The organism is Uliginosibacterium sediminicola (assembly GCF_039631295.1).
GTDB lineage: Bacteria > Pseudomonadota > Gammaproteobacteria > Burkholderiales > Rhodocyclaceae > Viridibacterium > Viridibacterium sediminicola.
In genome coordinates, this window is sequence record NZ_JBDIVE010000004.1 from 163,725 (window position 1) to 187,182 (window position 23,458).

The 23,458-nt window shown below is 63.6% G+C and carries 26 protein-coding genes; 13 read left to right on the plus strand and 13 right to left on the minus strand.

The window, feature by feature from the left end:
• Positions 1-26: 26 nt before the first annotated feature.
• Together pncC and ABDB84_RS09670 are read right to left on the minus strand one after the other, a co-directional pair.
• On the minus strand, positions 27-515 hold the full coding sequence (pncC, locus tag ABDB84_RS09665; RefSeq protein ID WP_428715086.1) for a nicotinamide-nucleotide amidase: 489 nt from the start codon (positions 513-515) through the stop codon (positions 27-29).
• Positions 512-994 carry a phosphatidylglycerophosphatase A family protein gene (locus ABDB84_RS09670; protein WP_345919515.1) on the minus strand — a complete coding sequence of 161 codons (483 nt, stop codon included), beginning with the start codon at positions 992-994 and terminating at the stop codon, positions 512-514. The genes pncC and ABDB84_RS09670 overlap by 4 nt, the downstream gene beginning before the upstream one ends.
• 155 nt (positions 995-1,149) lie before the next feature.
• Here ABDB84_RS09670 and ABDB84_RS09675 point away from each other — a divergent pair, with 155 nt between their 5' ends.
• Positions 1,150-1,770, plus strand: coding sequence for a hypothetical protein (locus ABDB84_RS09675; RefSeq protein WP_345919516.1), 621 nt, complete (start codon positions 1,150-1,152; stop codon positions 1,768-1,770).
• Here the strand turns inward: ABDB84_RS09675 and ptsP are convergent, their stop codons facing one another.
• From ptsP to gshA, 6 genes are all read right to left on the minus strand, one after another.
• On the minus strand, positions 1,771-3,489 hold the full coding sequence (gene ptsP / locus ABDB84_RS09680) for a phosphoenolpyruvate--protein phosphotransferase (RefSeq protein WP_345919517.1): 1,719 nt from the start codon (positions 3,487-3,489) through the stop codon (positions 1,771-1,773).
• 6 nt (positions 3,490-3,495) lie between these two features.
• Complete coding sequence (locus ABDB84_RS09685; RefSeq protein WP_345919518.1) at positions 3,496-3,765, minus strand: HPr family phosphocarrier protein; 270 nt, start codon at positions 3,763-3,765, stop codon at positions 3,496-3,498.
• A 288-nt stretch (positions 3,766-4,053) separates the two neighbouring features.
• Complete coding sequence (locus tag ABDB84_RS09690; protein ID WP_345919519.1) at positions 4,054-5,127, minus strand: FAD:protein FMN transferase; 1,074 nt, start codon at positions 5,125-5,127, stop codon at positions 4,054-4,056.
• Positions 5,128-5,188: 61 nt separating this feature from the next.
• The gene (locus tag ABDB84_RS09695; protein ID WP_345919520.1) at positions 5,189-5,884 is read right to left on the minus strand and encodes a hypothetical protein; all 696 of its coding nucleotides are present in this window, start codon (positions 5,882-5,884) and stop codon (positions 5,189-5,191) included.
• A 166-nt stretch (positions 5,885-6,050) separates the two neighbouring features.
• Positions 6,051-6,989: a glutathione synthase gene (gene gshB / locus ABDB84_RS09700; protein WP_345919521.1), complete on the minus strand. Its 939-nt coding sequence runs from the start codon at positions 6,987-6,989 to the stop codon at positions 6,051-6,053.
• On the minus strand, positions 6,986-8,278 hold the full coding sequence (gshA, locus tag ABDB84_RS09705; protein WP_345919522.1) for a glutamate--cysteine ligase: 1,293 nt from the start codon (positions 8,276-8,278) through the stop codon (positions 6,986-6,988). Before gshA ends, gshB begins: the two co-directional genes overlap by 4 nt.
• Before the next feature lie 349 nt (positions 8,279-8,627).
• On the opposite strand from gshA, the gene ribBA reads away from it, so the two are divergent.
• The 4 genes from ribBA (at position 8,628) to thiL (ending at position 11,845) form a co-directional block, all read left to right on the plus strand.
• Entirely contained in the window at positions 8,628-9,743 is a 1,116-nt protein-coding gene (ribBA, locus tag ABDB84_RS09710; RefSeq protein ID WP_345919523.1) for a bifunctional 3,4-dihydroxy-2-butanone-4-phosphate synthase/GTP cyclohydrolase II, read from the plus strand.
• Positions 9,744-9,766: 23 nt separating this feature from the next.
• Entirely contained in the window at positions 9,767-10,237 is a 471-nt protein-coding gene (ribH, locus tag ABDB84_RS09715) for a 6,7-dimethyl-8-ribityllumazine synthase (RefSeq protein ID WP_345919524.1), read from the plus strand.
• Positions 10,234-10,704 carry a transcription antitermination factor NusB gene (gene nusB / locus ABDB84_RS09720; protein WP_345919525.1) on the plus strand — a complete coding sequence of 157 codons (471 nt, stop codon included), beginning with the start codon at positions 10,234-10,236 and terminating at the stop codon, positions 10,702-10,704. Before ribH ends, nusB begins: the two co-directional genes overlap by 4 nt.
• Before the next feature lie 181 nt (positions 10,705-10,885).
• Positions 10,886-11,845 (plus strand): thiamine-phosphate kinase, encoded by a 960-nt coding sequence (gene thiL, locus ABDB84_RS09725; protein WP_345919526.1) that lies wholly within the window; start codon positions 10,886-10,888, stop codon positions 11,843-11,845.
• Here thiL and ABDB84_RS09730 read toward each other — a convergent pair.
• From ABDB84_RS09730 to dusA, 3 genes are read right to left on the minus strand one after another with little or no spacing between them, the layout of a single operon-like run.
• On the minus strand, positions 11,842-12,201 hold the full coding sequence (locus ABDB84_RS09730) for a helix-turn-helix domain-containing protein (protein ID WP_428715083.1): 360 nt from the start codon (positions 12,199-12,201) through the stop codon (positions 11,842-11,844). The genes thiL and ABDB84_RS09730 overlap by 4 nt on opposite strands.
• Positions 12,201-12,506, minus strand: a complete 306-nt coding sequence (locus tag ABDB84_RS09735) for a type II toxin-antitoxin system HigB family toxin (protein WP_345919527.1) — start codon at positions 12,504-12,506, stop codon at positions 12,201-12,203. Before ABDB84_RS09735 ends, ABDB84_RS09730 begins: the two co-directional genes overlap by 1 nt.
• Positions 12,507-12,550: 44 nt before the next feature.
• On the minus strand, positions 12,551-13,537 hold the full coding sequence (dusA, locus tag ABDB84_RS09740; RefSeq protein WP_345919528.1) for a tRNA dihydrouridine(20/20a) synthase DusA: 987 nt from the start codon (positions 13,535-13,537) through the stop codon (positions 12,551-12,553).
• A 143-nt stretch (positions 13,538-13,680) separates the two neighbouring features.
• On the opposite strand from dusA, the gene ABDB84_RS09745 reads away from it, so the two are divergent.
• From ABDB84_RS09745 to ABDB84_RS09775, 7 genes are all read left to right on the plus strand, one after another.
• On the plus strand, positions 13,681-14,172 hold the full coding sequence (locus tag ABDB84_RS09745; RefSeq protein WP_345919529.1) for a MarR family winged helix-turn-helix transcriptional regulator: 492 nt from the start codon (positions 13,681-13,683) through the stop codon (positions 14,170-14,172).
• A 2-nt stretch (positions 14,173-14,174) separates the two neighbouring features.
• Positions 14,175-15,629 (plus strand): efflux transporter outer membrane subunit, encoded by a 1,455-nt coding sequence (locus ABDB84_RS09750; RefSeq protein ID WP_345919530.1) that lies wholly within the window; start codon positions 14,175-14,177, stop codon positions 15,627-15,629.
• Positions 15,626-16,798: an efflux RND transporter periplasmic adaptor subunit gene (locus ABDB84_RS09755; protein WP_345919531.1), complete on the plus strand. Its 1,173-nt coding sequence runs from the start codon at positions 15,626-15,628 to the stop codon at positions 16,796-16,798. The genes ABDB84_RS09750 and ABDB84_RS09755 overlap by 4 nt, the downstream gene beginning before the upstream one ends.
• A 2-nt stretch (positions 16,799-16,800) precedes the next feature.
• On the plus strand, positions 16,801-18,348 hold the full coding sequence (locus ABDB84_RS09760; protein WP_345919532.1) for a DHA2 family efflux MFS transporter permease subunit: 1,548 nt from the start codon (positions 16,801-16,803) through the stop codon (positions 18,346-18,348).
• Between the two features lie 33 nt (positions 18,349-18,381).
• Positions 18,382-19,149 carry a zinc metalloprotease gene (locus ABDB84_RS09765; protein WP_345919533.1) on the plus strand — a complete coding sequence of 256 codons (768 nt, stop codon included), beginning with the start codon at positions 18,382-18,384 and terminating at the stop codon, positions 19,147-19,149.
• Positions 19,150-19,408: 259 nt separating this feature from the next.
• Positions 19,409-20,461 (plus strand): Holliday junction branch migration DNA helicase RuvB, encoded by a 1,053-nt coding sequence (gene ruvB / locus ABDB84_RS09770; protein WP_345919534.1) that lies wholly within the window; start codon positions 19,409-19,411, stop codon positions 20,459-20,461.
• 209 nt (positions 20,462-20,670) lie between these two features.
• Positions 20,671-21,372, plus strand: coding sequence for an NYN domain-containing protein (locus tag ABDB84_RS09775; protein ID WP_345919535.1), 702 nt, complete (start codon positions 20,671-20,673; stop codon positions 21,370-21,372).
• Between the two features lie 160 nt (positions 21,373-21,532).
• On the opposite strand, the gene ABDB84_RS09780 is transcribed toward ABDB84_RS09775, so the two are convergent.
• Both ABDB84_RS09780 and ABDB84_RS20080 read right to left on the minus strand, forming a co-directional pair.
• Positions 21,533-21,817 (minus strand): hypothetical protein, encoded by a 285-nt coding sequence (locus tag ABDB84_RS09780; protein WP_345919536.1) that lies wholly within the window; start codon positions 21,815-21,817, stop codon positions 21,533-21,535.
• Positions 21,804-22,019: a BrnT family toxin gene (locus tag ABDB84_RS20080; protein WP_428715087.1), complete on the minus strand. Its 216-nt coding sequence runs from the start codon at positions 22,017-22,019 to the stop codon at positions 21,804-21,806. Before ABDB84_RS20080 ends, ABDB84_RS09780 begins: the two co-directional genes overlap by 14 nt.
• A gap of 246 nt (positions 22,020-22,265) precedes the next feature.
• Here ABDB84_RS20080 and ABDB84_RS09785 point away from each other — a divergent pair, with 246 nt between their 5' ends.
• Positions 22,266-23,447: an MFS transporter gene (locus ABDB84_RS09785; protein ID WP_345919537.1), complete on the plus strand. Its 1,182-nt coding sequence runs from the start codon at positions 22,266-22,268 to the stop codon at positions 23,445-23,447.
• The last annotated feature ends 11 nt before the right edge of the window (positions 23,448-23,458 follow it).

Here is a 23,458-nt window from a genome sequence, read left to right on the forward strand (position 1 = left end):
GCCAGCAACTGCTCCAGTACGGCCAATCAGATTTTCAGGCCGATGATTTCCTGCAAGGCATGCAGACTGGTTTGCAGGCGTACCGCTGCACGATCACCGGCGAACAGGTGTCGCTCGCTATGCACGTGTTCACCAGGCCAGGCCCAGGCCAGACACACGGTACCGACCGGCTTGTCGGCAGTGCCGCCGCCGGGACCGGCAATGCCCGAGACGGCGACGGCAATATCGGCATGGCTGTGGGCCAGCGCACCGAGCGCCATCTCGCGTACCGTCGCTTCGCTGACCGCGCCATGCTGCGCCAGGGTGCTTGCCTGCACGCCGAGCAGCTCCATCTTTGCTTCATTGGAATAGGTCACGAAGCCGCGTTCAAACCATGCGCTGCTGCCGGCGATCTCGGTGATGGCGGCGGCGATCAGGCCGCCGGTGCAGGATTCGGCGGTCGCCAGGCGCAGGCCGCGCGCCTGCAGCCACAAGCCGCATTGTTCAGCGAGCTGGATCAGCTGCGCTTCCATCAGGCGAGCACCTGTGCGGCGATGAGCAGGACCAGCAGGCTGTAGCCTGCCGCCAGCAGATCGTCGAACATCACGCCGAAGCCGTTTTTCAGGCGCGCATCGGCAACGCGGATCGGCCAGGGCTTGAGGATGTCGAAGAAGCGGAAGCTGATCAGGGCGGCCAGCTGCCAGGGCCAGCTGGCGGGCACCAGCCACTGCACCAGCCACAGGGCGACGAATTCATCCCACACGATGCCGCCGTGATCGACCACGCCCAGCGCTTTGCCGGTGTGACTCACCGCGACGCAGCCGAGTGCAAAACAGGCCAGCAGGAACAGGCCGAACCAGGCCGGCGGCACCATCAGCACCAGCAGCGGGTAGAGCAGCCAGGCCAGCACGCTGCCCACCGTGCCGGGGGCCTTGGGCGAGAGGCCGCTGCCAAAGCCCAGCGACAGCAGGTGGGCGGGATGTGAGCAAAGCAGCTGAAAGGTGGGGCGTGACATCGTGATGAGCAGTAATCAGGGCAGGCGCAAGCTTACGTCAAACTGGGCCGCATGCCTGCGTCAGAACAATTTGCAACATCGCGCTGATTGCGATGCGCGCCAGCAGGCGCAATACTTCGCCTGATGCTTATGCTGCTGTTGCGCTGGAGAGTTTCATGTCACTGATCCGTACTGCTGTTGTTCCACGCTTTCTTGTCCTGAGCACGACCTGGCTGGCTTTGAGCGGCTGCGCGCTGAGCCAGCTTGATGCGCAATGGGTCGATGGCCAGGCGGCCGGGACTTCGTTCGCGGGCAGCAAGGTGCTGGTCGTCTGCGATGCGGCCGAACCGACCGTGCGGCGCATCTGCGAGGATCAGCTGGCGCTGCAGCTGCGTGCGGCGGGCCTCGAACCGCTGAGCAGCGATGCCACGGCGGTGATCAGCCCGAACCCCGCCGAGCGCAATCTCGCCGCCGCCAAAAGCCTGGGCGCGCAGGCGATTTTCCATGCCGTGATTTTCTCGCGCAGCATCCTCACGCAGTCTTCGCCGATGTTCACGATGGGCATGGAGACCGGGCGCTGGCGGCGTGGCTGGGGCATGGGCATGGACTTCCCTTACGAGCCGGTGCGTGAGCTGGGCACGGCGTATTCCAGCGACAACACCTTGAGCAGTGGCACGACCGGCAAGGCGATCTGGTCGGGCAAGGTGTCTACCGTCAGCTCGCAGGACATCAGCCAGCAGATTGCGGAACTGAGCCGCACCGCCGTGGCCTCGGCGCGCAAGGCCGGCTTTCTCTGATCAGAGACGCTCGACGGCTTCGCTGATCTTGTCTGCCTCGTCGTAGCGCAGCAAGCGCATCACCTTGGGGGTGAGTTCCTTGCTGTCGGCGCGCAGGACTTCCTGTTTCACTTCGAGGATCTGCGTCGGGTGCATCGAGAAGCTGCGCAGCCCCATGCCCAGCAACAGGCGCGTGTAGCGCGCATCACCGGCCATCTCACCGCATACCGACACCGGCACGCCCGTCTTGGCGCCGGTGACGATGGTCTGTGCGATCAGGCGCAGCACCGCAGGGTGCAGCGGGTTGTAGAGGTGGGCGACGGCCTCGTCGGTGCGGTCGATGGCCAGGGTGTACTGGATCAGGTCATTGGTGCCGATCGACAGGAACTGCAGGCGCTTGATGAACACCCCCAGCGACAGCGCAGCAGCTGGAATCTCGATCATGCCGCCGACGGCGATGTGCTCGTCGAACTTCACTTTCTCGGCGCGCAGCTGCGCCTTGGCCAGCGCCAGCGCGCTCAGGGTGGCGTCGATCTCGTGCGCGTGGGCCAGCATCGGCACGAGGATCTGCACCTTGCCGTAGTGCGAGGCACGCAGCAGGGCCCGCAGCTGGGTGAGGAACATCTGCGGCTCGGACAGGCTGTAGCGGATCGCACGCAGGCCCAGCGCCGGATTGGTCTCGATGCGCGGGCCGCCGGACTTGAGCGGCTTGTCCGAACCGATGTCCAGTGTGCGGATGGTCACCGGCTTGCCATTCATCGCCTTGGCCACCGCGCGGTAGGCCTCGAACTGTTCTTCCTCGCCGGGCAGTACGTCGCGATTCATGAACAGGAATTCGGTGCGGAACAGGCCGACGCCGTCTGCCTCGACCGCCCGTACCTGGGCGGCATCGCCGGGCAGTTCGATGTTCGCTTGCAACGACACCATCTCGCCATCCAGGGTGGCCGAGCGGGTGCTGCGCAGGCGCTTGAGCTTGGAGCGCTCCAGCTCCAGCTCGGTGCGGCGCAGGCGGTACTCTTCGAGCACGCGTTCATCGGGATCGACGATGACCACGCCGCGAGCGCCATCGACGATGACGATATCGTTTTCGCGCACCACGTGGCGCACATGGCGCAGGCCGACCACGGCAGGAATGCCGAGGCTGCGTGCGACGATCGCGGTGTGCGAGGTGGCGCCGCCGACATCGGTGACAAAGCCTGCGATCTGGTTGTTCTTGAAGTGGATGGTGTCCGCCGGTGACAGATCATGTGCCACCACGATGGTGCCCAGACCATCCTGCTGCTTGCCCGGCACCGAGCCCGGATGACCGAGCAGCACCTTGAGCAGGCGCTCGACCACCTGCACTACATCAGCCTTGCGTTCGCGCAGGTAAGCGTCTTCAATGGCCTCGAACTGCTCGACCACCTGTTCCATCTGCTGCACCAGCGCCCACTCGGCATTGCAGCGCCGCTCGCGCACCAGGCGGCGGGCGGCATCGACCAGCATCGGATCATCGAGCAGCAAGGTGTGCAGATCGACGAAGGCAGTCAGTTCAGACTGCGCCGCAGTCGATGTCTCGCGCAGCGCGCGCAGTTCGAAATGTACCTTGGCTGCCGCGTCGTCCAGACGGATCACTTCCGCCTCGACATGGCGCGGCGCGATCAGGAAATGATTGACCTCCAGCAGCGCATGCGACACCAGGTGGGCGTGGCCAATGGAGATGCCTTGCGAAACGGGGAGACCATGGATGACAAAGGGCATCGGCGTTTACTCGCGCTCTCCGAAACGACTGGCGATCAGTTCGACGATGGCCTGCAGCGCCGCTTCGGCATCTTCACCTTCAGTTTCGATGGTCAGGCGCGTGCCCTGCGCAGCGGCCAGCATCATCACGCCCATGATGCTTTTGGCATTGACGCGGCGACCCTGGCGCTCCAGCCAGACCTCACTGCGGAACTGGGTGGCCAGCTGGGTCAGCTTGGCCGAGGGGCGGGCGTGTAGCCCGAGACGGTTGGAAATCTCCGCTTCTGCGCGTGGCATTTAATACTCCTGATTCGCCTTCGATTGCATTACGCCACCACTTGCTGCCTGATGGTCTTGAGGGCGGCCCCGGGAAGATCGGTCTCCCGGCCATGCTGCACGGCAGCAGCGCATGGCTGGTCCGGGCAGTACCGGCGGCATCGAGTCATTCGAGGCAGCCCCTGAGTCTTGAATCCTGTCACCGTCAATATCGCGCCTGTCGCAGCAGGTCAAGCTGTGCAGCAGCATTGGCAGCTACGTGCCGACAGTCGTTGCGGCAAGCGCGTGGGCGAGCGTCTCGCATGACGCTCAATTTACCACTTCATCAGCGTGTCTGCCTTCGCTCCAGCGCAATCTTGCCTGCATTGCCTGGGTGACCTGGATGCGGCCAGTGCCATCGACGCGCAGCACATGCTGGATATCCATGCGTTGTGCCATCGCGCGCCAGCCGTCTGCTCCGCCGAGAAACACCGGTTTGCTGGTGACGTCGGACAACATGCCAGCATGCGCGCGCGGCGTGACCAGTACGGTGACCGCTTCTGTCCCTTCTGCAGGTCGACCGCTGCGCGGATCGATGAGGTGACTGTAGCGCTGCCCGCCGAGTTCGAAAAAGCGCTGGTAGTCGCCCGAGGTGCCGACGGCTTCGCCGTCGTACAAAGACAAACTGGCGATGGCGCCGCTGCCGCGCGGATCCTGGATGCCGACCTGCCAGGGCTGATCGCCCTTCTTGCCCAGCGCCATGACGTTGCCGCCGATGTTGATCAGCGCATTGTGCACGCCGTGCGCGTGCAGGATGGCGGCCGCCTGGTCCAGCGCCCAGCCTTTGGCGATGCCGCCCAGATCCAGCGCGATGGCCGGGTTGTGGCACTGCAAGGTATTACCTGCGAAGCTGATCTGCGCGACCTGCGGATGCGCCGCCAGCAGCGCCTTGATCTCGCTGTCGGCGGGCAGGCGCGGGGTGAAGGTGTCGGCGTGAAAGCCCCACAGCTCGATCAGCTTGCCGATGGCCGGTTCAAACAGCTGCTTGCTGCGCTGCGCGAAGTCCTGCGAGGCGCGGATCAAGCCGGCCATCTCGGCCGTCACTTGCAGCGGCTTGCCGCTCTGGCAGGCGGCCGTCACCGCAGTCAGCTGTGAGGGCTGCCAGGCGTGGTAGGTCTGGTGGATGCGGTCGAACTCGCGCAGCACGGCTGCCAGCGCGTCCTGCGCCTGTTGTTCGGCCACGCCAGCGCTGAGTACTTCGACACGGGTACCGAACACATAGGATTCCTGGCGGACCAGGGGGTTGCGATCACAAGCCACCAACAACAAGCAGGCCGCCAGGCTGATCAGCAGATACAGGGCGATGTGACGCAGATGGGTACGAGGGGATGCAGCAGGCAACATGGTGCAATGATAATCCCCGCGCGCAGGCTTGGGGATTGTGGCGATCCGCTAGATGCTGTGCTCAGCGCAGCTGCGGATTGGCGTCGAGCACGCTGTCGCGGAACTGTTGCGCCTGCAAGGTGCTGTCCGCATCGTGTTCGAGAATCGGTTGTACGCTGCTCAGCAGCTGTACCGCGAAATCCCGTTGGTTGACCGTGACGGCAAACAAGATGCGCAAGGGATTGCGCACCACAACGGCGTGCAGGGCATTCTGTTTGTGCAGGTAGCCCAGTTCGAGCAAGAGGCGCGACATCAGCTCGCGGCGCGATGAGCGGGCGACCAATTCATCGCTGACGACAATGATGCCGCCAGCCAGGGTGAAGGCGCTGGTGCCCAGCGCATGGGTGTCGCGGAATGTCAGCTCATAAGGCAGGACTTCGTTGCCGGGCAGGCGCAGCGCGGCGAATTCGGCATTGATGGCGCTTTGTTCATCGACCGTCAGCAGGCTTGGCTGCAAGCCGTTGCCGTCCATGCGCTGCAGGGTCTGCACGGCGGCGGCGTACACCCAGGTGCCCGGAATCCAGCGCGATAGTGTGCTGGTGAAGGTTGGTCCCAGCAGCGAGCCGGCGGCGGTCACCACCAGCGCCAGGCTCAGCAGGCCCAGCAGCAGCCGGTGGCCCTGGCGCTGCAGCCAGCTTGTCGTGGGCGTGAGCTGGCCTTCGGGGCTGGGCAGATGGGGGGCAGCTGCCGGATCGGGCTCGGGTTTGGGGGTCTGCATGGGAAGACTCATGACCAAAACATATCTCCAGTGCGTGCTGTTGTGCACGTCCAATGCCGGAATTATGCGTAGTGGATCACGCTGGCCCCGAAAATTGCCCTTTGGTACAGGCGCCGATTGTTAAGAAGTGTCATGCCGGCGCAGCAAGTCCAGGGGCGGCCTTGTCTCATGATGTGCCAGAAAGTACATCGATGACCTTGCCGGCAATGTCGTAGCCGGTTTGGGTGGCGATCTCGACCATGCAGGTCGGGCTGGTGACATTGATCTCGGTGAGGTGGCCACCGATCATGTCGAGCCCGACGATGAGCAGGCCGCGTGACCACAGCACGGGCGCCAGGTATTCGGCGATCTCGCGCTCGCGTGCTGTCAGCGGCATGGCCACGCCACGTCCGCCGGCGGCGAGGTTACCGCGTGTCTCGCCGGCCATCGGGATGCGCGCCAGGCAGTAGGGCATGACTTCGCCGCCAATCAGCAGCACGCGCTTGTCGCCCTCGGCGATCTGCGGCAGATAGCGCTGCGCCATGATCGTTCGCGTGCCCAGCGCGGTGAGCATCTCGATGATGGCGTTGCGGTTCGGTTCATCGCGGCGGACGCGGAAGATGCCGCTGCCGCCCATGCCGTCAAGCGGCTTGAGGATCACATCGCCGAGTTCGTCGATGAAGGCATTGAGTTCGCCCGCTTCGCGGGCAATCAGCGTGGTCGGCGTGAATTGCGGGAATTCGGCAATCGACACCTTTTCGGAATGGTTGCGGATCGCCGCCGGGTTATTGAAGATGCGCGCGCCGTTGGCGGCGGCACGTTCAAGTAACCAGGTGGCGGCGACGTATTCGGCGTCGAAAGGCGGGTCCTGGCGCATCAGCACGGCGTCGAAGCTGTTCAGCGGCAGCTTCTGCGTGCCCCGCTCGCTGTACCAGGCGTGGTCGTCGCTGTGTACTTCGAGTGCAACAGCCTGTGCGCTGACTTCGCCGTCGCGCGCGCTGAGTGTTTCGCGCTGGATCGTGAACACGCTGTGGCCGCGCGCCTGGGCGGCACGCATCATGGCGATCGAGGAGTCCTTGTAGGCCTTCAGCCCAGCCAGCGGGTCGACGATGAAGGCGATCTTCATGCCAGCACCTCGGTTGCCGGCGCATGGGTTTCGATCTCGACTGCGGCGGCCAGCAAGGCCAGGCGGCCGACCACGCCATAGGCGTAGAAGCGGTTGGGCGGCGCATCCGGCGCCTGACGGCAATCGGGCAGGGTGCAACAGGTTTCGAAGGCCAGCGGTTCGAAGCTCATGCCCGGCGCGTTGAGGTTCTCGTCACGGCCGCGCGCGTTGTTGACGCGGTAGAAGCCGCCGACGACGTAGTGGTCCATCATGTACACCACCGGTTCGGCAACGCCGCCATTGACCGTCTCGAAGGTATGCACGCCTTCCTGAATGATCACTTCGCTGACCTGCAGGCCTTCCTTGCCGACACTCATCTTGTTGCGCTGCTTGCGGTTGAGGCCGGTCACTTCGCTGGCGTCATGCACCGTCATCACGCCCATGCCGTAGGTGCCGGCGTCGGCCTTGACGATCACGAAAGGCTTTTCATCGACGCCGTATTCGGCGTATTTCTGGCGGATGCGCGTGAGCAGGAAGTCGACCTGGCTGGCCAGGCATTCTTCGCCGGTGCGTTCGTGGAAATTGATTTCGCCACAGGTGCCGAAATACGGGTTGAGCAGCCAGGGATCGATGCCGAGCATCTTGGCAAAGCTTTCGGCCACGCCGTCATAGGCGGCAAAGTGCTGCGATTTGCGGCGCGTGGCCCAGCCTGCGTGCAGCGGCGGGATCAGCCATTGGCCTTCAAGACCCTGCAGGATCTCGGGTACGCCGGCTGACAGATCGTTGTTGAGCAGGATCGCGCAGGGGTCGGCGCCTTCGACGCCGAGGCGCTTGCCGCGGCGGATCAGCGGTTCGAGCAGCAGGGTTTCGCCATTGGGCAGCTCGATCGGCGTCGGCGCGGTGACTTCCGGCAGCAGCGAGCCAACGCGCACGCGCAGGCCGGTGTGGCCGAGGATGGTCACCAGGCGCGCCACGTTCTGCAGGTAGAACTGGTTGCGCGTGTGGTTTTCGGGAATCAGCAGGATGCTGCGTGCTTCCGGACAGATGCGCTCGATGGCCACTTGCGCGGCTTGCACGCACAGCGGCATGAAGGCCGGGTTGAGGTTGTTGAAGCCGCCCGGGAAGAGATTGGTGTCGACCGGGGCCAGCTTGTAGCCGCTGTTACGCAGGTCGACCGAGCCGTAAAACGGCGGAACATGGTCTATCCACTGGCTGCGGAACCACTGCTCGATAGCGGTGGATTGGTCGAGAAAGCGGCTCTCCAGCTCCAGCAAGGGGCCGGTGAGCGCTGTCGTCAAATGTGGAACCATCTGCTGTCCTTTCGTTGCCGGCTCCTCAGACTGGAGCGGCGTGGGGCGACTGATCTTACACCTGTGATCTGCTCAACAAGTTTGCGGTAAGCGCTGTTTATGACTACATGAGCAGACCCTGCGGCGGGATTGGCGTAAAATCCGTCCTTCTTTCAAGCATCTGGCCGCCGCCCAGGTTTTCCGGCATTGTCGCCATCGGTGGCGCCCGCGTTCCCGTCAGTTGGCGGGATGACCGCGTGCCGACACTCAAGTGGGTGCGAAAGCCGGCTTTTCAATCGGTAAGGTCACAGCCCGGGCGCCGCACGCGGCAGCTGGGTCGATGCAGGCAGTTCAGACGAGTACAGGAAGCATGAGCACAAACGAAGCAAGCACTCTCTCGCCGATCCGCGACATCATCGAAGACATCCGTGCCGGGCGCATGGTGATCCTCATCGATGACGAAGATCGCGAAAACGAGGGAGACATCGTCGTCGCCGCACAACACGCGACGGCCGAGACCATCAATTTCATGGCACGCCACGCGCGTGGCCTGATCTGTCTGACGCTGACCGAAGAGCGTTGCCGTCAGCTGGGCCTCAATCCCATGGCGCGCGACAACCGCAGCCAGTTCTCGACCGCATTCACCGTTTCCATCGAAGCGGCCGAAGGCGTCACCACCGGCATCTCCGCCGCTGACCGCGCCCGCACGGTCGCCGCCGCAGTCGCCAAGTACGCCAAGCCGGCCGACATCGTGCAGCCGGGCCATGTGTTCCCGATCATGGCCAAGCCGGGCGGAGTGCTGGTGCGCGCCGGCCATACCGAAGCCGGCTGTGATCTCGCCGGTCTGGCCGGGCTGGAGCCCGCCAGCGTGATCTGCGAGATCATGAACGAAGACGGCAGCATGGCGCGCCTGCCCGATCTGCTGGTCTTTGCCAAGGAACACGGCCTGAAGATCGGCGCCATCCGCGACCTGATCCATTACCGCTCGGCGGTCGAGAAGATGGTCGAGCGCGTGGCCGACAAGCCGGTGATGACGGCGCATGGCGAATTCCGCCTGGCCGGCTTCCGCGACCGCACTTCGGGCGAAGTCCATCTGGCCATGTATCTGGGCCAGATCAATCCCGAGACCGAGACCCTGATCCGCGTGCACGAGCCGGTGTCGGAGCTCGACTTCATCGATCCGGCCGGCACCCGCCACACCTACACCGTCGACGATGCGCTGCGGCGCATTGCCCGCTTCGGCCACGGCGCCATCATCCTGCTGCGCCGCCCGCTGAGTTCGGACGAAATGCTCGCTGCACTGGGCGTCGAGGAAAACCTGCCCAAACCCACCAAGTGGGACCCGCGCATCTTCGGCATCGGCGCGCAGATCCTGCGTGATCTGGGTGTCGGCAAGATGCGTGTGCTGGCCACGCCGCGCCGCATGCCCAGCATGTCCGGCTTTGGCCTCGAAGTCACCGGCTTCGAATGCCCTGACACTCCCTGAGGCCCCTTACCGAGGAATCCGCAATGCCCCGTTTTGAACATGTCCCCGAAATCGGCCCCCGCCACGACGGCAAGTCGCTGCGCATCGCCATCGTGCTGGCGCGCTTTTCTGCCGATGTCGGCGAAAACCTGCTCACCGGCTGCGTGACCGAGCTGCTCACCCACGGCGTCGAGCCCGAACATCTGCTGATCGTCACCGTGCCCGGCGCGCTGGAACTGCCGCTGGCGCTGCAAAAGCTGGCGCGCAGCGGTCGCTACGACGCCCTGGTGGCGCTCGGCGCCGTCATTCGCGGTGATACCTATCACTTCGAAGTCGTCTCCAACGAAATGGCTGCCGGCATTACCCGCGTGCAGCTCGATACCAATATCCCCATTGCCAATGGCGTGCTGACCACCGAAGACGATGATCAGGCGCATGCACGCATGCACATCAAGGGCCAGGAATGCGGCCTTGTTGCCATCGAGATGGCGAACCTGTTGAAAGCCCTGCCATGAGTGAAGATGTCGTCAGTGTTGAAGAACCCAAGAAGTCGCCGCGCCGCCTGGCGCGCGAAGTCGCCATGCAAGGCCTCTACCAGTGGCGCATGAGCGGCAACTCGGTTGAGATGATCGAGCATCACCTCGAGCAGGAGTCCGAAGCCTGGGCGCGTGCCGACAAGCCGCTGGCCCTGCTGCTGCTGCGCAGCGCTGCCGCCAAGGCCGACGAGATCGAAGCGCGCTTCCTGCCCTATCTGGATCGTCCGGTCGGTGAAATCTCGCCGATCGAACGCGCCATCCTGCTGCTCGGCACCTACGAGCTGGCCGAGCGCATCGAAACGCCTTACCGCGTGGTCATCAACGAAGCCATCGAGCTGGCCAAATCCTTTGGCGGCACCGACGGCCACCGCTTCGTCAACGGCGTGCTCGACAAGCTCGCACCGCAGCTGCGCGCGGCCGAGGTGGAGGCCAAGAGCCGGCGCTAAGGGGCTGTGCTGACTGAGCCTTTGTAGTGTTGACGCGAAGGACGCAAAGAGACGCGAAGGTTCGCAAAGCTTCAAGTCGTGAGCATCACGTCGATGAATTCCTTTGCGAACCTTCTGTTTTTCCTTTGCGTCCTTCGCGTCAAATGCGAGCCTTGATCTCATCCACCAGCTCTAAAAGATCATGAGCAGCGAATTCGATCTCATCGCCCGCCACTTCACGCGTGCCACGCGCCAAACCGATCTCGGTGTTGGTGACGATGGCGCCCTGCTGCGTCCGCAAGCCGGCATGCAGCTGGTGGTGTCGACCGACATGCTGGTCGCCGGCACGCACTTCCTGGCCGATGCTGATCCACACGCGATTGGCTGGAAGACAGCGGCGGTGAATATCTCCGACATGGCGGCGATGGCCGCCCAGCCGCGCTGGATCACCCTCGCGCTGGCCTTGCCGACGGTGGATGAAGCCTGGTTGGCTGCTTTTGCCGAGGGCTTTGCTGCCTGCTGCGCAGCCTTTGATGTCGACTGGATCGGCGGCGATACGACGCGCGGCCCGCTCAATCTCTGCGCCACCGTGTTCGGCGAAGTGCCGGCTGGCGAAGCCGTGCTGCGCAGTGGCGCGCGGGCGGGCGAGGATCTGTGGATTTCCGGCCGCCCCGGTCTGGCTGCGCTGGGCTTGCAGCAATTGCTGGGGCAGCGCGAACTGGCCGCCGACTGGCGCGTGCCTTGTCTGGCCGCGCTGCATCGCCCGCAACCACGCGTCGCATTGGGCCTCGCCCTGCGCGGCCTGGCCACGGCGATGCTGGATGTCTCTGACGGCCTGCTCGGCGATCTGGGCCACGTCCTCGAACAATCGCACTGCGGCGCCTTGCTCGAAGAAGCGCGCTTGCCGCTGGCCGAGCCCTTTGCCGCCTGCCAGGACGCGGCGGCGGCGCGCAATGCGCTGCTACGCGGCGGTGATGATTACGAATTGCTGTTCAGCGCGCCGGCAGATTTGCGCGCTCAAATCACCGCGCTTTCCGTGCAGCTTGAATTGCCGCTGACACGCATCGGCCAATTGCGCGAGGAATCCGGCATCGAACTGCTGGCCGCCGACGGCACGCGCAGCACGCTCGTGGCGCGCGCCTACGATCACTTCGGCGCTTAAGCGATCAAGGCGCTGGCCGGAATACCCAGCCCGCTGTGCAGGCGACGGATCATGGCCAGGCTCAGGCGGCGTTTGCCGTTGAGGACTTCATAAACACGGTTGCTGCTGCCGATGTAGGGTTTCATGTCGGCGACGCTCAGGCCTTGTTGTTCCATGCGGAAGCGGATAGCCTCGATGGGGTCGGCCGCGCTGATCGGGAAATGCTTGGTTTCGTAGGCTTCCAGCAAGGTCAGCAGAATCTCGAAGCGGTCACCTTCCGGCGTGCCGGGATCGGGTTCCGCGTCAAAGTATGCCGCGACCTCGCGCAGCATGGCCTGGTAATCCTGCTCGCTGCGGATCGGGCGAATCTCCATCATCAATCTCCTGCTTCCACCGTTTCGGCATCAATTGCGTCGTATTGCGCGTGCGTGCCGACGAATTTCACGTAGACCGCCTGGAAGCGGTAAGCCACCGCGACGACCAGCCGGAAATCATTGCCCTTGATGTTGAACACCACGCGGCGATTGTGCAGGAAGCTTGCACTGCGGTAGCGCGCCTTGATGTCTGCCGGCGATTGCCAATCGGCCTGGCGGGCTTCATCCAGCCAAGCTTTGAGTGCCTGTTCGGCGGCCGGATGCTGCAGCCAGAAGTCGCGTAGCGTCTTGAGGGCAACGATTCTCATACCAAGGCACTATAGTCCCGGATTGGGACCCTCGCAAGGCGCGCTTATCCAGCCGAGGCAACCAGCGCCCAGGCTTGATTCAGCAGCTCCGGCCCGGCGTCCTTGAGCGTTGCTGGTTCGGAGAGCATGCGGCGGAAGCTGCGCGCGCCGGGCAGGCCGTTGGCGAGGTTGAGGAAGTGGCGCACCATGCTGCGCATCGGCGTGCCGTATTCGCGCTGCTCGTGTGCGCAGTAGCGCACCAGCTCGGCGATGATCTCCTCGCGCGTCGGCGCCCAGTCGGCGTTGAACAGCGCGGTTTCCCATTCAGTCAGCAGCCAGGGATTGTTGTAGGCCTCGCGGCCGATCATCACGCCATCGACTTCGGCAAGCCGGTCGCGGATCGAGGGCAGATTGGCGATGCCGCCATTGACGATGATTTCCAGCTGCGTGAAGTCGCGCTTGAGTTGCGCCGCGAATTCGTAGCGCAGCGGCGGAATCTCGCGGTTCTCCTTGGGCGACAAGCCCTGTAACCACGCGTTGCGCGCATGCACGATGAAGCTCGTGGCACCGCCCTGCGCCACCGTGCCGACGAAATCGCGCACGAAGTCATAGCTTTCGATGCGGTCGATGCCGATGCGGTGTTTGACCGTCACCGGGATGCTCACCGCCGCGCGCATCGCCGCCACGCAGTCGCGCACCAGCGCCGGCTCGTGCATCAGGCAGGCGCCGAACGCGCCGTTCTGCACGCGTTCCGAGGGACAGCCACAATTGAGGTTGATCTCGTCGTAGCCCCATTCCTCGCCCAGCTTGGCCGCTTGCGCCAGCGCTTCCGGCTCTGATCCGCCCAGCTGCAGCGCCACCGGCTGCTCGGCGGCGTTGAAGCGCAGGTGGCGCGGCACATCGCCATGCAGCAGGGCGCCGGTGGTGACCATCTCGGTGTAGAGCCAGGCGTGCGGGCTGAGCAGGCGGTGGAAATAGCGGCAATGGCGGTCGGTCCAGTCGAGCATGGGCGCGACCGAGAGCGTGCGGGGAGGCAGGTTTGCGGCAGGCATGGCGCGATTCTACCGGCTTGGCCGGCTGCCTCCGCAGCCTGTGTGGAAGTGCGTGAGGATTTCTGACCAGACAATCACTGCCTTGACAGCTAATTTTGCGTCGCTTAAATTGCTGCCCAGGCAGTTATTGCAAGGACAGTGAAATGCAATTCAAACCCGAGCACTTCGTCTTCGAGGACAGTCTTGGTTATCTCATCAGCAAGCTGCGTGGCGTCATGCACATGGCGCTGGATGAGCAGGTGGCGGATCTGGACATCTCCGCTGCGCAGGCCGTCGTGTTGCTGCGCATCTCGCGCAATCCGGATGTGCCGGCGGCGACGCTGTGCCGCTTCGGCGGTTACGACACCGGCGCCATGACGCGCATGCTCGACAAGCTTGAAGACAAAGGTTTGCTGAGTCGTTCGCGCAGCGAGACCGACCGCCGCGTGGTGCATTTGCAGCTCAGCGAAGCCGGGCGCCATTTGTGTGAGCAGCTGCCGGAGCGCTTTTGCAGCGTCGGCAATATGTTGATGAGCGATTTTCAGGATGGCGAGATCGAGCAGCTCAAGCTCATGCTGCGCAAGGCGCTGAACATGGCCGAACAGAATTGGTCGGCCCACGAGGCGACTCAGCACGCGCAGAAAGGCGAGGTCTGAGCATGAGCCAACATCAATTTGCCGGCTGGCGGAGCATGGCGGCTTCAGGCTTGAGCGCGCTCGTGCTGGCGGCCTGTGTTTCACCGGCGGGCATCGCGCCTCAGCTCAAACCCTTGCCAGCGCCGGCCGCTGCGCCGGCGGCACAGAACAGCTTCCCCAGCGAGCGCTGGTGGGCGGTGTTTGGTGACAAGCAGCTCGATGAGCTGGTCGATGCTGCCTTGCGCGACAACCCCAGCCTTGCCGCCGCAGCGATGCGCCTGCAGCGCGCACGCATCCTCATCGATGCGGCCGATGCGGCGTATGGCCCGAGCGTCACGCTCGGCGCCAATCCGACCCAGCAGCGTTTTGCCGAGCATCACCTGATTCCCGCGCCGGTGGCCGGTTCGGTGCGCAGCAATAATCGCCTGGGTCTGGATTTCTCGGGCGAGATCGACTTCTGGGGCAAGCAGCGTGCCGCGCTCGACGGCGCCATCGCGCAGGAAAAGCTTGCTGCGGCCGACCTGCAGGTCGCCCGCCTGAGCATTGCCAGCAGCCTGGTGCGCAGCTGGGTCGAGCTTGATCGCCTGACGCGCCAGCGCAACTTGCTGGCGCAGCAGCTGGCGGTGCGCGAGCAGACCCTCGCCTTGCAGCGTCTGCGTGAGAAGGCGGGCTTTGAGCCCGGCGTCGAGCGCATGCAGAGCGAAGCTGCGATGGCCTCGATGCGCGGCGAGCTGCGCACGCTCGAAGCACGCAGCCTGCTGCAGCGCCATCTGGTCGCAGTCCTTGCGGGACGTGATCCGGCCAGCGGCGAAAAGCTTGCCGCGCCGAGTCTGCAGATCGACAAGGCCGGCTTGCCGGCCAGCCTGTCGGCCGAAGTGCTGGCGCGCCGTCCGGACGTCGCGGTCAGCCGCTGGCGTGTCGAGGCGGCGACCCAGGACGCCGCAGTGACCAAGGCCGGCTTCTACCCCAACGTCAATCTGGTCGGCTTCGTCGGCTTCCAGTCGCTGGGCTTCGACAAGTGGCTGGACTTCGGTTCGCGTACCTATTCCGTGGGGCCGGCGATCAGCTTGCCGATCTTTGACGCCGGCCGCCTGCGCGCCAGCTACGGCATGAAGACCACCGACATCGACGCGGCCGTGGCGCAGTACAACCAGACCCTGCTCGATGCGATGCGTGAAATCGTCGATACCCTGAGCCAGCTCGACAGTGCTGACCGCCAGCAAGTCGAACTGCAGACCGCCTACGACAAGGCGCGTGAAGTGGAGAGCCTGCTCGCCCAGCGCGAGAAAAAAGGCCTCATCAACCATTTGCCGGTGCTCAGCGCCAGCGCCCAGCGCCTGGTGGCCGAGCGCAATCTGGCGGATCTGGCTGCTTTCCGCTTTGACTCCCGCATCCAGCTCATCCGCGCCATTGGCGGCGACGGCGCTGCCGCCCTGCCTGCATTACTGACAGCCGCAAACAAGAAGGACCCCTCATGAGTCAGACTCCCGCCCCCCTCCATAACGACGCCAATCCGGCGCTGGCCAGTCGCCGTCGCGGCATGATCCGCCTGGCCGTCATCTTCATCCTGCTCGGCGGTGTAGCCGCGGCCTGGTGGTATTTCATGCTGCGTGGTCGCGAATCGACTGACGACGCCTATGTGTCGGCCCACATCGTGCAGATCACGCCGCAAGTGGGTGGCACGGTCACCGCAGTGCGCGTCGATGACACGCAGAGCGTGCATGCCGGCGACGTGCTGGTGCAGCTTGATCCGGTCGATGCGCAACTGGCGCTCAACCAGGCCGAGACCGCGCTGGCGCAAGCCGTGCGCCAACTGCGTGGCGTGTATGCCAACCTCAATTCCCTCGGCGAAGCGGTCAAGGTGCGTGAAGCCGAAGTGTCGCGCACGGCTGATTTGCTGCAACGTCGCTCGTCTCTCGCCGGCACCGGCGCGGTGGCGCAGGAAGACATCGACCAGGCGCGTGAAGCCGACAAGAGCGCCCGCGCTGCCTTGCGTGTGGCCCGCGAACAGCTGGCTGCGGCCAGTGTGCAGACCGTCGGCCTGAAGATCGAGGAGCATCCCCTGGTCAAGAGCGCCGCCAGCAAGCTTGAAGAAGCCGCCGTGGCGCTGTCGCGTACCACGCTGCGGGCGCCGCTCGACGGTGTGGTGGCTCGGCGCAGTGTGCAGGTCGGCCAGCGCGTCGCCCCGGGCGCGCCGCTGATGGCGGTGGTGCCGCTGAACGATGTGTGGGTCGATGCCAACTTCAAGGAAGTGCAGCTGCGTAATATGCGCATTGGCCAGCATGTCCGGGTGCGCGCCGACCTCTACGGCAGCGCGGTGGATTACGACGGCAAGATCGAGGGCGTCGCCGCCGGGACCGGCGCGGTGTTCTCGCTGCTGCCGGCGCAGAACGCCACCGGTAACTGGATCAAGGTGGTACAGCGCGTGCCGGTGCGGATCAGTTTCGACGCCGAACAGCTCAAGGCGCATCCGCTGCGCGTCGGCATGTCGGTCGATGCCGAGGTCGATGTGCGCGGCAAGGACGGCACGCCGGTGGCCGACGCCGCCAAGCCCGCCGTAGCACCGCTGGCCAGTGTCGATGAGGCCGCACTGAGCGCCGCCCGCGCCCGTGCCGACAAGATCATCCACGACAATCTGGGCAAGTAAGCATGACTGCACCGCAGCCCCTGCAGCCGCTCGAAGGCAGGACGCGCCTGATCGCGACGGTGGCTTTGTCGTTCGCCACCTTCATGAACGTGCTCGACACCACCATCGCCAATGTGTCGCTGCCGGCGATTGCCGGCGACATGGGCGTGTCGCCGAACCAGGGCACTTGGGTGATCACCTCGTTCGCGGTGGCTAATGCCATCTCGGTGCCGCTGACCGGCTGGCTGACCCAGCGCTTTGGCCAGGTGCGGCTGTTCGTCGCCTCGATCCTGTTGTTCACCCTGGCTTCCTTCCTCTGTGGCCTGTCGACCAGCTTGCCGATGCTGATCGCCTTCCGCGTGCTGCAAGGCTTCGTCGCCGGGCCGATGATTCCGCTCTCGCAGGCGCTGCTGATGTCCAGCTACCCGAAAGAGAAAGTCGGCATCGCGCTCGCTGCCTGGTCGATGACGACCCTGGTGGCGCCGGTGATGGGGCCGATTCTCGGCGGCTGGATCTCCGACAATATGAGCTGGCCGTGGATCTTCTACGTCAACGTGCCGGCCGGCCTGATCGCCGCCTGGGTGGTGTGGGGCATCTTCAAGACGCGCGAGACGGCGACACGCAAGCTGCCCATCGACGCGGTCGGCCTGGTGCTGCTGATCGTCTGGGTCAGCGCGCTGCAGCTCACGCTCGACAAGGGCAAGGAACTCGACTGGTTCAACTCGATGGAGATCGTCGCCCTGGCCGCCACGGCTTTCATGGGCTTCTGCTTCTTCGTCGTGTGGGAGCTCAAGGAGCCGCATCCGGTCGTCGATCTCACCCTGTTCAAGCTGCGCAACTTCACCGTGTCGACCATCGCCATCTCGCTTGGCTATGGCCTGTTCTTCGGCACCGTGGTGCTGATGCCGCTGTGGCTGCAGCAGTACATGGGCTACACCTCGACCTGGGCCGGGCTGGCGACGGCGCCGGTGGGCATCCTCGCCATCGTGCTGTCGCCCATCGTTGGCAAGAACCTGCATAAATTCGATGCGCGCTACATCGCCTCGTTTGCCTTTGTGGTGTTTGCGCTGGCCTCGTGGATGCGCTCGCACTTCACCATCCAGGCAGATTTCTGGAGCTTCTTCGCGCCGCAGTTCGTGCAGGGCGCAGCGATGGCCACCTTCTTCATTCCGCTGGTGTCGATCAGCCTGTCGCAGATGAAGCCCGAGCGCATTCCCTCGGCTTCGGGCGTGTCGAGCTTCGTGCGCATCACCTTTGGCGCAATGGGCGCTTCGGTGTTCACCACGCTGTGGGAAAACCGCGCCAGCCTGCATCATGCACGGCTCGCCGAGAACATCTCGGCCCTGCAGCCGGTGGCCGCCAATACGCTGACGCAGTTGCAGGCCAGCGGCATGAGCGAGCAGCAATCGCTGGGCCTCATCGAGCGTCTGCTCAGCCAGCAAGCCTTCACCCTGGCGGCGGACGAGCTGTTCTGGCTTAGCTGCATGATTTTTCTCGTCCTCACGGCAACTGTCTGGTTCGCCCATCCGGTGCGTGGCGGCAAGATGGCCGCGGGCGGGGGCGACCACTGATATGCTGGGCGCTTCGCGACGAGGCGCCCGGCCATGTGGAAAAAACTGCGTATCACCTTCCTGCTGTTCATTCTCGCCACGGTCGCGTTGAGCACCTGGCGGGCGCAAGGTCATGCGCGTGACTGGCACAACACCTTGCAGATCGCGGTGTTCCCGATCAATGGCGACGGCAGCGCCCGCACCGCCGCGCGCATCGCCAGCCTCAATGCCGAAAGCTTCAAGGACATCGAACGCTTCCTGGCTGAGCAAGCCGCCGAGCACGGCGTCAGCACCCTGATGCCAGTGCACGTGAGCCTGCAGCCGGCACTTGCCAGCCTGCCGCCGCCCGCACCGCAAGCGCGCAGCGGGCTGGATGTCGTGCTGTGGAGCCTCAAGCTGCGCGGGTGGGCCTGGCATCAGCCCGACGGTGTGCCGCATGCCGACATCCGCGCCTTCGTCATCTATTGGGATTCCGACCTCAGCGGTGGCCGCGTGCCCGATTCCCATGGCCTCGCCAAAGGTCAGCTGGCGATCAGCAATGTGCACGTCGCGCAGGAGATGCAGCGCAGCAACAACGTCGTCATCGCCCACGAAATCCTGCACACCATGGGCGCCACCGACAAATACGACTTCGGCAGTCTGCAGCCAAGCTACCCCGATGGCTTCGCCGATCCCGCCTCGAACCCGCGCTACCCGCAAGCACGCTGCGAACTGATGGCCGGCCGCATTCCCGTCTCCGAGTCGGAACTCTCCATGCCGCACTCCCTGCGCGAATGCCTGATCGGCCCGCTGACGGCGCGTGAGATCGGCATGCTTCCATAGACTTGAACATAGGGACTTGCTGCGTGCTATTTCTTCAATTCAAGCGCTGTTTTTTGACGCGAAGGACACCAAGAAAATAAAGAAAGTTTCGCAAAGGTATACGTGTCCAGATCTCGCACAATCAGCCAAGCTCTGAATCTTCGCGGGCCTTTGTGCCCTTTGCGTCCTCTGCGTCAAAAATCAGACGCCGCACTGGAAATGACGCAGCTCATCCGGGCGTCGTTTTGACGCCCCCTGACCGTACTCCTATACTCGCCCGATGATAGAAACCGACAAGCTCCAGCCCGGCCGCCTCGTCTCGCCCGGCGCCGCCACGCCGCAGGAAGACGCCATCGAGCGCGCCCTGCGCCCCAAGCGGCTCGCCGATTACGTCGGCCAGCAGAAGATCCGCGAACAGCTCGAAATCTTCATCAGCGCCACCAAGAATCGCGGCGAAGCGCTCGACCACGTGCTGCTGTTCGGCCCGCCGGGGCTCGGCAAAACCACGCTGGCCAACATCATCGCCGCGGAGCTGGGCGTCAATCTGCGCCAGACTTCCGGCCCGGTGCTCGAACGCGCGGGCGACCTTGCCGCGCTGCTCACCAATCTTGAAGCCAATGACGTGCTGTTCATCGACGAAATCCATCGTCTCTCGCCCGTCGTCGAAGAAATCCTCTACCCCGCGCTCGAAGACTTCCAGATCGACATCATGATCGGCGAAGGCCCGGCGGCGCGCTCGGTCAAGCTCGACCTGCCACCTTTCACGCTGATCGGCGCCACCACGCGTGCCGGCATGCTCACCAACCCGCTGCGCGACCGCTTCGGCATCAACGCCCGCCTGGAGTTTTATACGCCGCAAGAGCTGGCGCTGATCGTCAGCCGCTCGGCGCGCCTGCTCGAAGTCGGCATCGACGACGAAGGCGCCTTCGAAATCGCCCGCCGCTCACGCGGCACGCCGCGTATCGCCAACCGCCTGCTGCGGCGCTGCCGCGACTATGCCGAAGTCAAAGCCGACGGCCGCATCACCAAAACCGTCGCCGACGCCGCGCTGATCATGCTCGACGTCGACCACCTCGGTCTCGACATCATGGACCGCAAGATGCTGCTCGCCATGCTCGAAAAATTCGCCGGCGGCCCGGTCGGCCTCGACAACCTCGCCGCCGCCATCGGCGAAGCGCCCGACACCATCGAAGACGTCCTCGAACCCTACCTTATCCAGCAAGGCTACCTGCAGCGCACCCCGCGCGGTCGCGTGGCGACGCCGGCGATCTGGCGGCATTTTGGCTTGGCGCAACCCCGCGCGGATGGCGCGGGGGATTTGTTTGGGGGGTGAGTATCGCGCTACCTCACTGGTTGGGGGCAATAGGAGTAGATCTACTTCGTAACGCTACTTGTAGCGTATTATTAAATTTACAAATAGTCACCTTGGATAGGAGGTTTGCTATTGACGATCTCATTGATTGCTCTATCATTCAGGCCATCTAGCCCCTAGCAGTACGCCGTTCCCGCCATTCTGAACGAGCCGAACCTTGGGGCTTTATTTTGTCTATAGAGGAAAATATGCCAACGGCAATATTGATTGACGGCGCGTATTTCATCAAAAGATTCCGCGCTCTTGAACCCAATAATGCGCTCAACGCAAGTCGCGTTGCCGAGCAAGCTTGGCGTTGGGGGATGGCGCACTTAAGAGAAGGTAGAGAACGCCGTCACGAGCTGTACCGCATCTTTTTCTACGATTGTCCGCCGCTAGACAAAAAGATGCATAACCCAATAACAAAAAAGCCCGTTGATTTTGGCAAATCTGATGAGGCCAAGTTTAGACTTGAACTACACCAGTGCCTCAGAACTAAACGGAAGGTCGCTCTACGTCTTGGTCATATAGCAAATGATGTGCGCTGGACATTTAAACCCCAGGTTGTTGAAGACTTGCTGAAAGGGCGAAAACTGTTGACGGAAGTTGGTGAAAACGACGTCATCCCGAGCTTTCGCCAGAAGGGCGTTGACATGAGAATTGGAATCGATATCTCAGCACTCGCGTTAAAAAAACAAGTTGATCAAATAGTTCTGATAGCAGGTGATGCAGACTTTGTACCTGCCGCTAAATTAGCTAGACGTGAAGGTGTGGATTTTGTTCTTGATCCCATGTGGCAAGCAATTCCTCCAAGTCTGAACGAGCACATTGATGGCTTACGTTCAACTTGCCCAAATCCATCAGCAAAGGCTGAGAAGCTGGGCAAATCATAAGATCACACGGTTAAGGGACGTAGGGCGCAATAACCGAAGGGCATTGCGCCGAATTGCCGGCTCCATACGCAAACATCCGGTGCAATGCGCTGCGCTGATTGCACCTTACAAAACTACCAAACAACAAAACGCGTGGCCAGCACGCGACAAGAACCCATCATCACGCCGCCTGCCGCGAAACCTCCTCGACGGCTTTGTTGAGCGTTTCTTCGGGTACGCCTTGTTCGCGCAGGATGGCGACGAGCTGTGCCAGCGCTGAGCCTTCGAGCTGTTCGATGTCTTTACGCAAGCCGGCGCCGACGTAGGCGCGCATGAGTGCCTGGTAGCCGGAGAAGCCGCGCAGCGGGGCGATGCGCTTGAGGTCGTCGACCACGTCTTCGGGCATGCGCAGGGTCACCGATGTCATCGGGCGGTCTTTGCCCAGGCGCTTCTTAAGCGTTTCCATTTTCATAGCGTTTCCTCTCCAGGGCTTCTGCCTTGCGTGCCGAGATGATGCGGATGTAATCGTCTTCGACAATCATGGGTACGACGAACAGCACACGGAAGGCGAAGTCCACACCCAGCGCTGCGTCGCGCGTTTCGGCGTTGCGCGAGGCGTCACTGAGGGTGATGAAGGGATCGAGAAAAACCTCGGCGGCGTGCTCGATCGAACGACACGCCGTGTTTGCTTAGATTGCTGGCGGCTTTATCTGCGCCCAACGGAAGTGAAGTCCGCGCAAGACGAAGTCGAGATCCATCTACGCATGATAGGTGACGTATTGATAACGTCAATACGTTTTCATCCACGCGTTCGTGAGGCGAGCTTGTCTGATCCGGCGCAACGCCTTGCGGTTCTTGCGCCCGACTCATCTGTAGCACCGTAAAATACGCGGCTGAAACCTTTCTGGCCTCTCATGCAGTCTTCCCGCCGCGCCGTCGTTCCCTTTGCTCTTGTCTTCTTCTGCCAGTATTGCGCGCTGGGCATGTGGACGGTGCCCTTCAGCAACATTCTCAAAGCCGAGGGCCTGCAGGATCTGATTGGGGTGGCCTTCACGTGTAATGCGCTGGCTAGCTTCATCTCGCCGCTGTTCGTGGGGGCGATGGCGGATCGCCATATCTCGCCGGTCAAGCTGATGCGTCTGCTGTTCTGGCTGTCCGGCCTGTGTCTGGGTTTCACCTTTCTGGCGGTGGCGCAGCACTGGGGGAGCTTCTGGGTGTTGCTCGGCATGCAGCTGTATGCGCTGTGCTACAGCCCCACCAACAGCCTGGTGACGACGGCGGCTTTGCAACAGCTGCGCAATCCCTCGCGCGAGTTTGGCCCGCTGCGGCTGTGGGCGACGCTGGGCTGGATCGTGGCGGGTTGGCTGGTGAGCTGGGTGCTGGCGGGGGATGCGTCGCCGGTTTCGGGCTTTGTGTCGGCGGGCATCCTGATGGCTCTGGGCGTCTTCACTTACTGCTTGCCGCCCAGCGCGGCGGGCGGTGCGGGCGCGGCGTGCAACTGGAAGGAGCGCCTCGGGCTGGATGCGTTGCGCTTGCTGGGGCACCCCAATCACCGCGCGCTGCTGCTGACGGTGACGCTGTTTGGCATTCCGATGGCGGCCTACTATCCCTACACGCCGCTGCACTTGTCGGCGCTGGGCTTTGCGCACCCTTCGGCGACGATGACGCTGGGGCAGGTGAGCGAGGTGATCGCGCTGTTCTTCCTCGCGCGTGTGACGCGGCGTACCCACCTGAAGTCCGTTCTCGCGACGGGCTTGCTGCTGGGCGCCCTGCGCTACGCGCTGTTTGCGCTTGATCACCCGCTGGCGCAGTTGCTGGGTATCTCGCTGCACGGTGCGAGTTTCGCCTTCTACTACGTGACGGCGCAGATCTACCTGGCCGAGCACATCGAGACCGACATGCGCGCGCGGGCGCAGGCGCTGTTTGCCTTGCTGACCGGTGGCTTGGCGAACCTGTGTGGCTATCTGGGGAGCGGTGCGCTGTTCCAGGTGACGCAGGCCGCAGGGGGGCAGAACTGGCTGCTGTTCTGGGGGGTGATCAGCGCGGCAGCGTTCGCGGCGGCCTGCTATTTCATGCTGGCTTTCGAGCGCCGTTAGCGCGCGCTTTC

Excerpts from the sequence above, each read along its gene's own strand:
- ABDB84_RS09670 (WP_345919515.1), bottom strand. The coding sequence starts at position 994 with ATGTCACGCCCCACCTTTCAGCTGCTTTGCTCACATCCCGCCCACCTG.
- ABDB84_RS09675 (WP_345919516.1), top strand. The coding sequence starts at position 1,150 with ATGTCACTGATCCGTACTGCTGTTGTTCCACGCTTTCTTGTCCTGAGC.
- ptsP (WP_345919517.1), bottom strand. The coding sequence starts at position 3,489 with ATGCCCTTTGTCATCCATGGTCTCCCCGTTTCGCAAGGCATCTCCATT.
- ABDB84_RS09685 (WP_345919518.1), bottom strand. The coding sequence starts at position 3,765 with ATGCCACGCGCAGAAGCGGAGATTTCCAACCGTCTCGGGCTACACGCC.
- ABDB84_RS09690 (WP_345919519.1), bottom strand. The coding sequence starts at position 5,127 with ATGTTGCCTGCTGCATCCCCTCGTACCCATCTGCGTCACATCGCCCTG.
- ABDB84_RS09695 (WP_345919520.1), bottom strand. The coding sequence starts at position 5,884 with ATGCAGACCCCCAAACCCGAGCCCGATCCGGCAGCTGCCCCCCATCTG.
- gshB (WP_345919521.1), bottom strand. The coding sequence starts at position 6,989 with ATGAAGATCGCCTTCATCGTCGACCCGCTGGCTGGGCTGAAGGCCTAC.
- gshA (WP_345919522.1), bottom strand. The coding sequence starts at position 8,278 with ATGGTTCCACATTTGACGACAGCGCTCACCGGCCCCTTGCTGGAGCTG.
- ribBA (WP_345919523.1), top strand. The coding sequence starts at position 8,628 with ATGAGCACAAACGAAGCAAGCACTCTCTCGCCGATCCGCGACATCATC.
- ribH (WP_345919524.1), top strand. The coding sequence starts at position 9,767 with ATGCCCCGTTTTGAACATGTCCCCGAAATCGGCCCCCGCCACGACGGC.
- nusB (WP_345919525.1), top strand. The coding sequence starts at position 10,234 with ATGAGTGAAGATGTCGTCAGTGTTGAAGAACCCAAGAAGTCGCCGCGC.
- thiL (WP_345919526.1), top strand. The coding sequence starts at position 10,886 with ATGAGCAGCGAATTCGATCTCATCGCCCGCCACTTCACGCGTGCCACG.
- ABDB84_RS09730 (WP_428715083.1), bottom strand. The coding sequence starts at position 12,201 with ATGATGGAGATTCGCCCGATCCGCAGCGAGCAGGATTACCAGGCCATG.
- ABDB84_RS09735 (WP_345919527.1), bottom strand. The coding sequence starts at position 12,506 with ATGAGAATCGTTGCCCTCAAGACGCTACGCGACTTCTGGCTGCAGCAT.
- dusA (WP_345919528.1), bottom strand. The coding sequence starts at position 13,537 with ATGCCTGCCGCAAACCTGCCTCCCCGCACGCTCTCGGTCGCGCCCATG.
- ABDB84_RS09745 (WP_345919529.1), top strand. The coding sequence starts at position 13,681 with ATGCAATTCAAACCCGAGCACTTCGTCTTCGAGGACAGTCTTGGTTAT.
- ABDB84_RS09750 (WP_345919530.1), top strand. The coding sequence starts at position 14,175 with ATGAGCCAACATCAATTTGCCGGCTGGCGGAGCATGGCGGCTTCAGGC.
- ABDB84_RS09755 (WP_345919531.1), top strand. The coding sequence starts at position 15,626 with ATGAGTCAGACTCCCGCCCCCCTCCATAACGACGCCAATCCGGCGCTG.
- ABDB84_RS09760 (WP_345919532.1), top strand. The coding sequence starts at position 16,801 with ATGACTGCACCGCAGCCCCTGCAGCCGCTCGAAGGCAGGACGCGCCTG.
- ABDB84_RS09765 (WP_345919533.1), top strand. The coding sequence starts at position 18,382 with ATGTGGAAAAAACTGCGTATCACCTTCCTGCTGTTCATTCTCGCCACG.
- ruvB (WP_345919534.1), top strand. The coding sequence starts at position 19,409 with ATGATAGAAACCGACAAGCTCCAGCCCGGCCGCCTCGTCTCGCCCGGC.
- ABDB84_RS09780 (WP_345919536.1), bottom strand. The coding sequence starts at position 21,817 with ATGGAAACGCTTAAGAAGCGCCTGGGCAAAGACCGCCCGATGACATCG.
- ABDB84_RS09785 (WP_345919537.1), top strand. The coding sequence starts at position 22,266 with ATGCAGTCTTCCCGCCGCGCCGTCGTTCCCTTTGCTCTTGTCTTCTTC.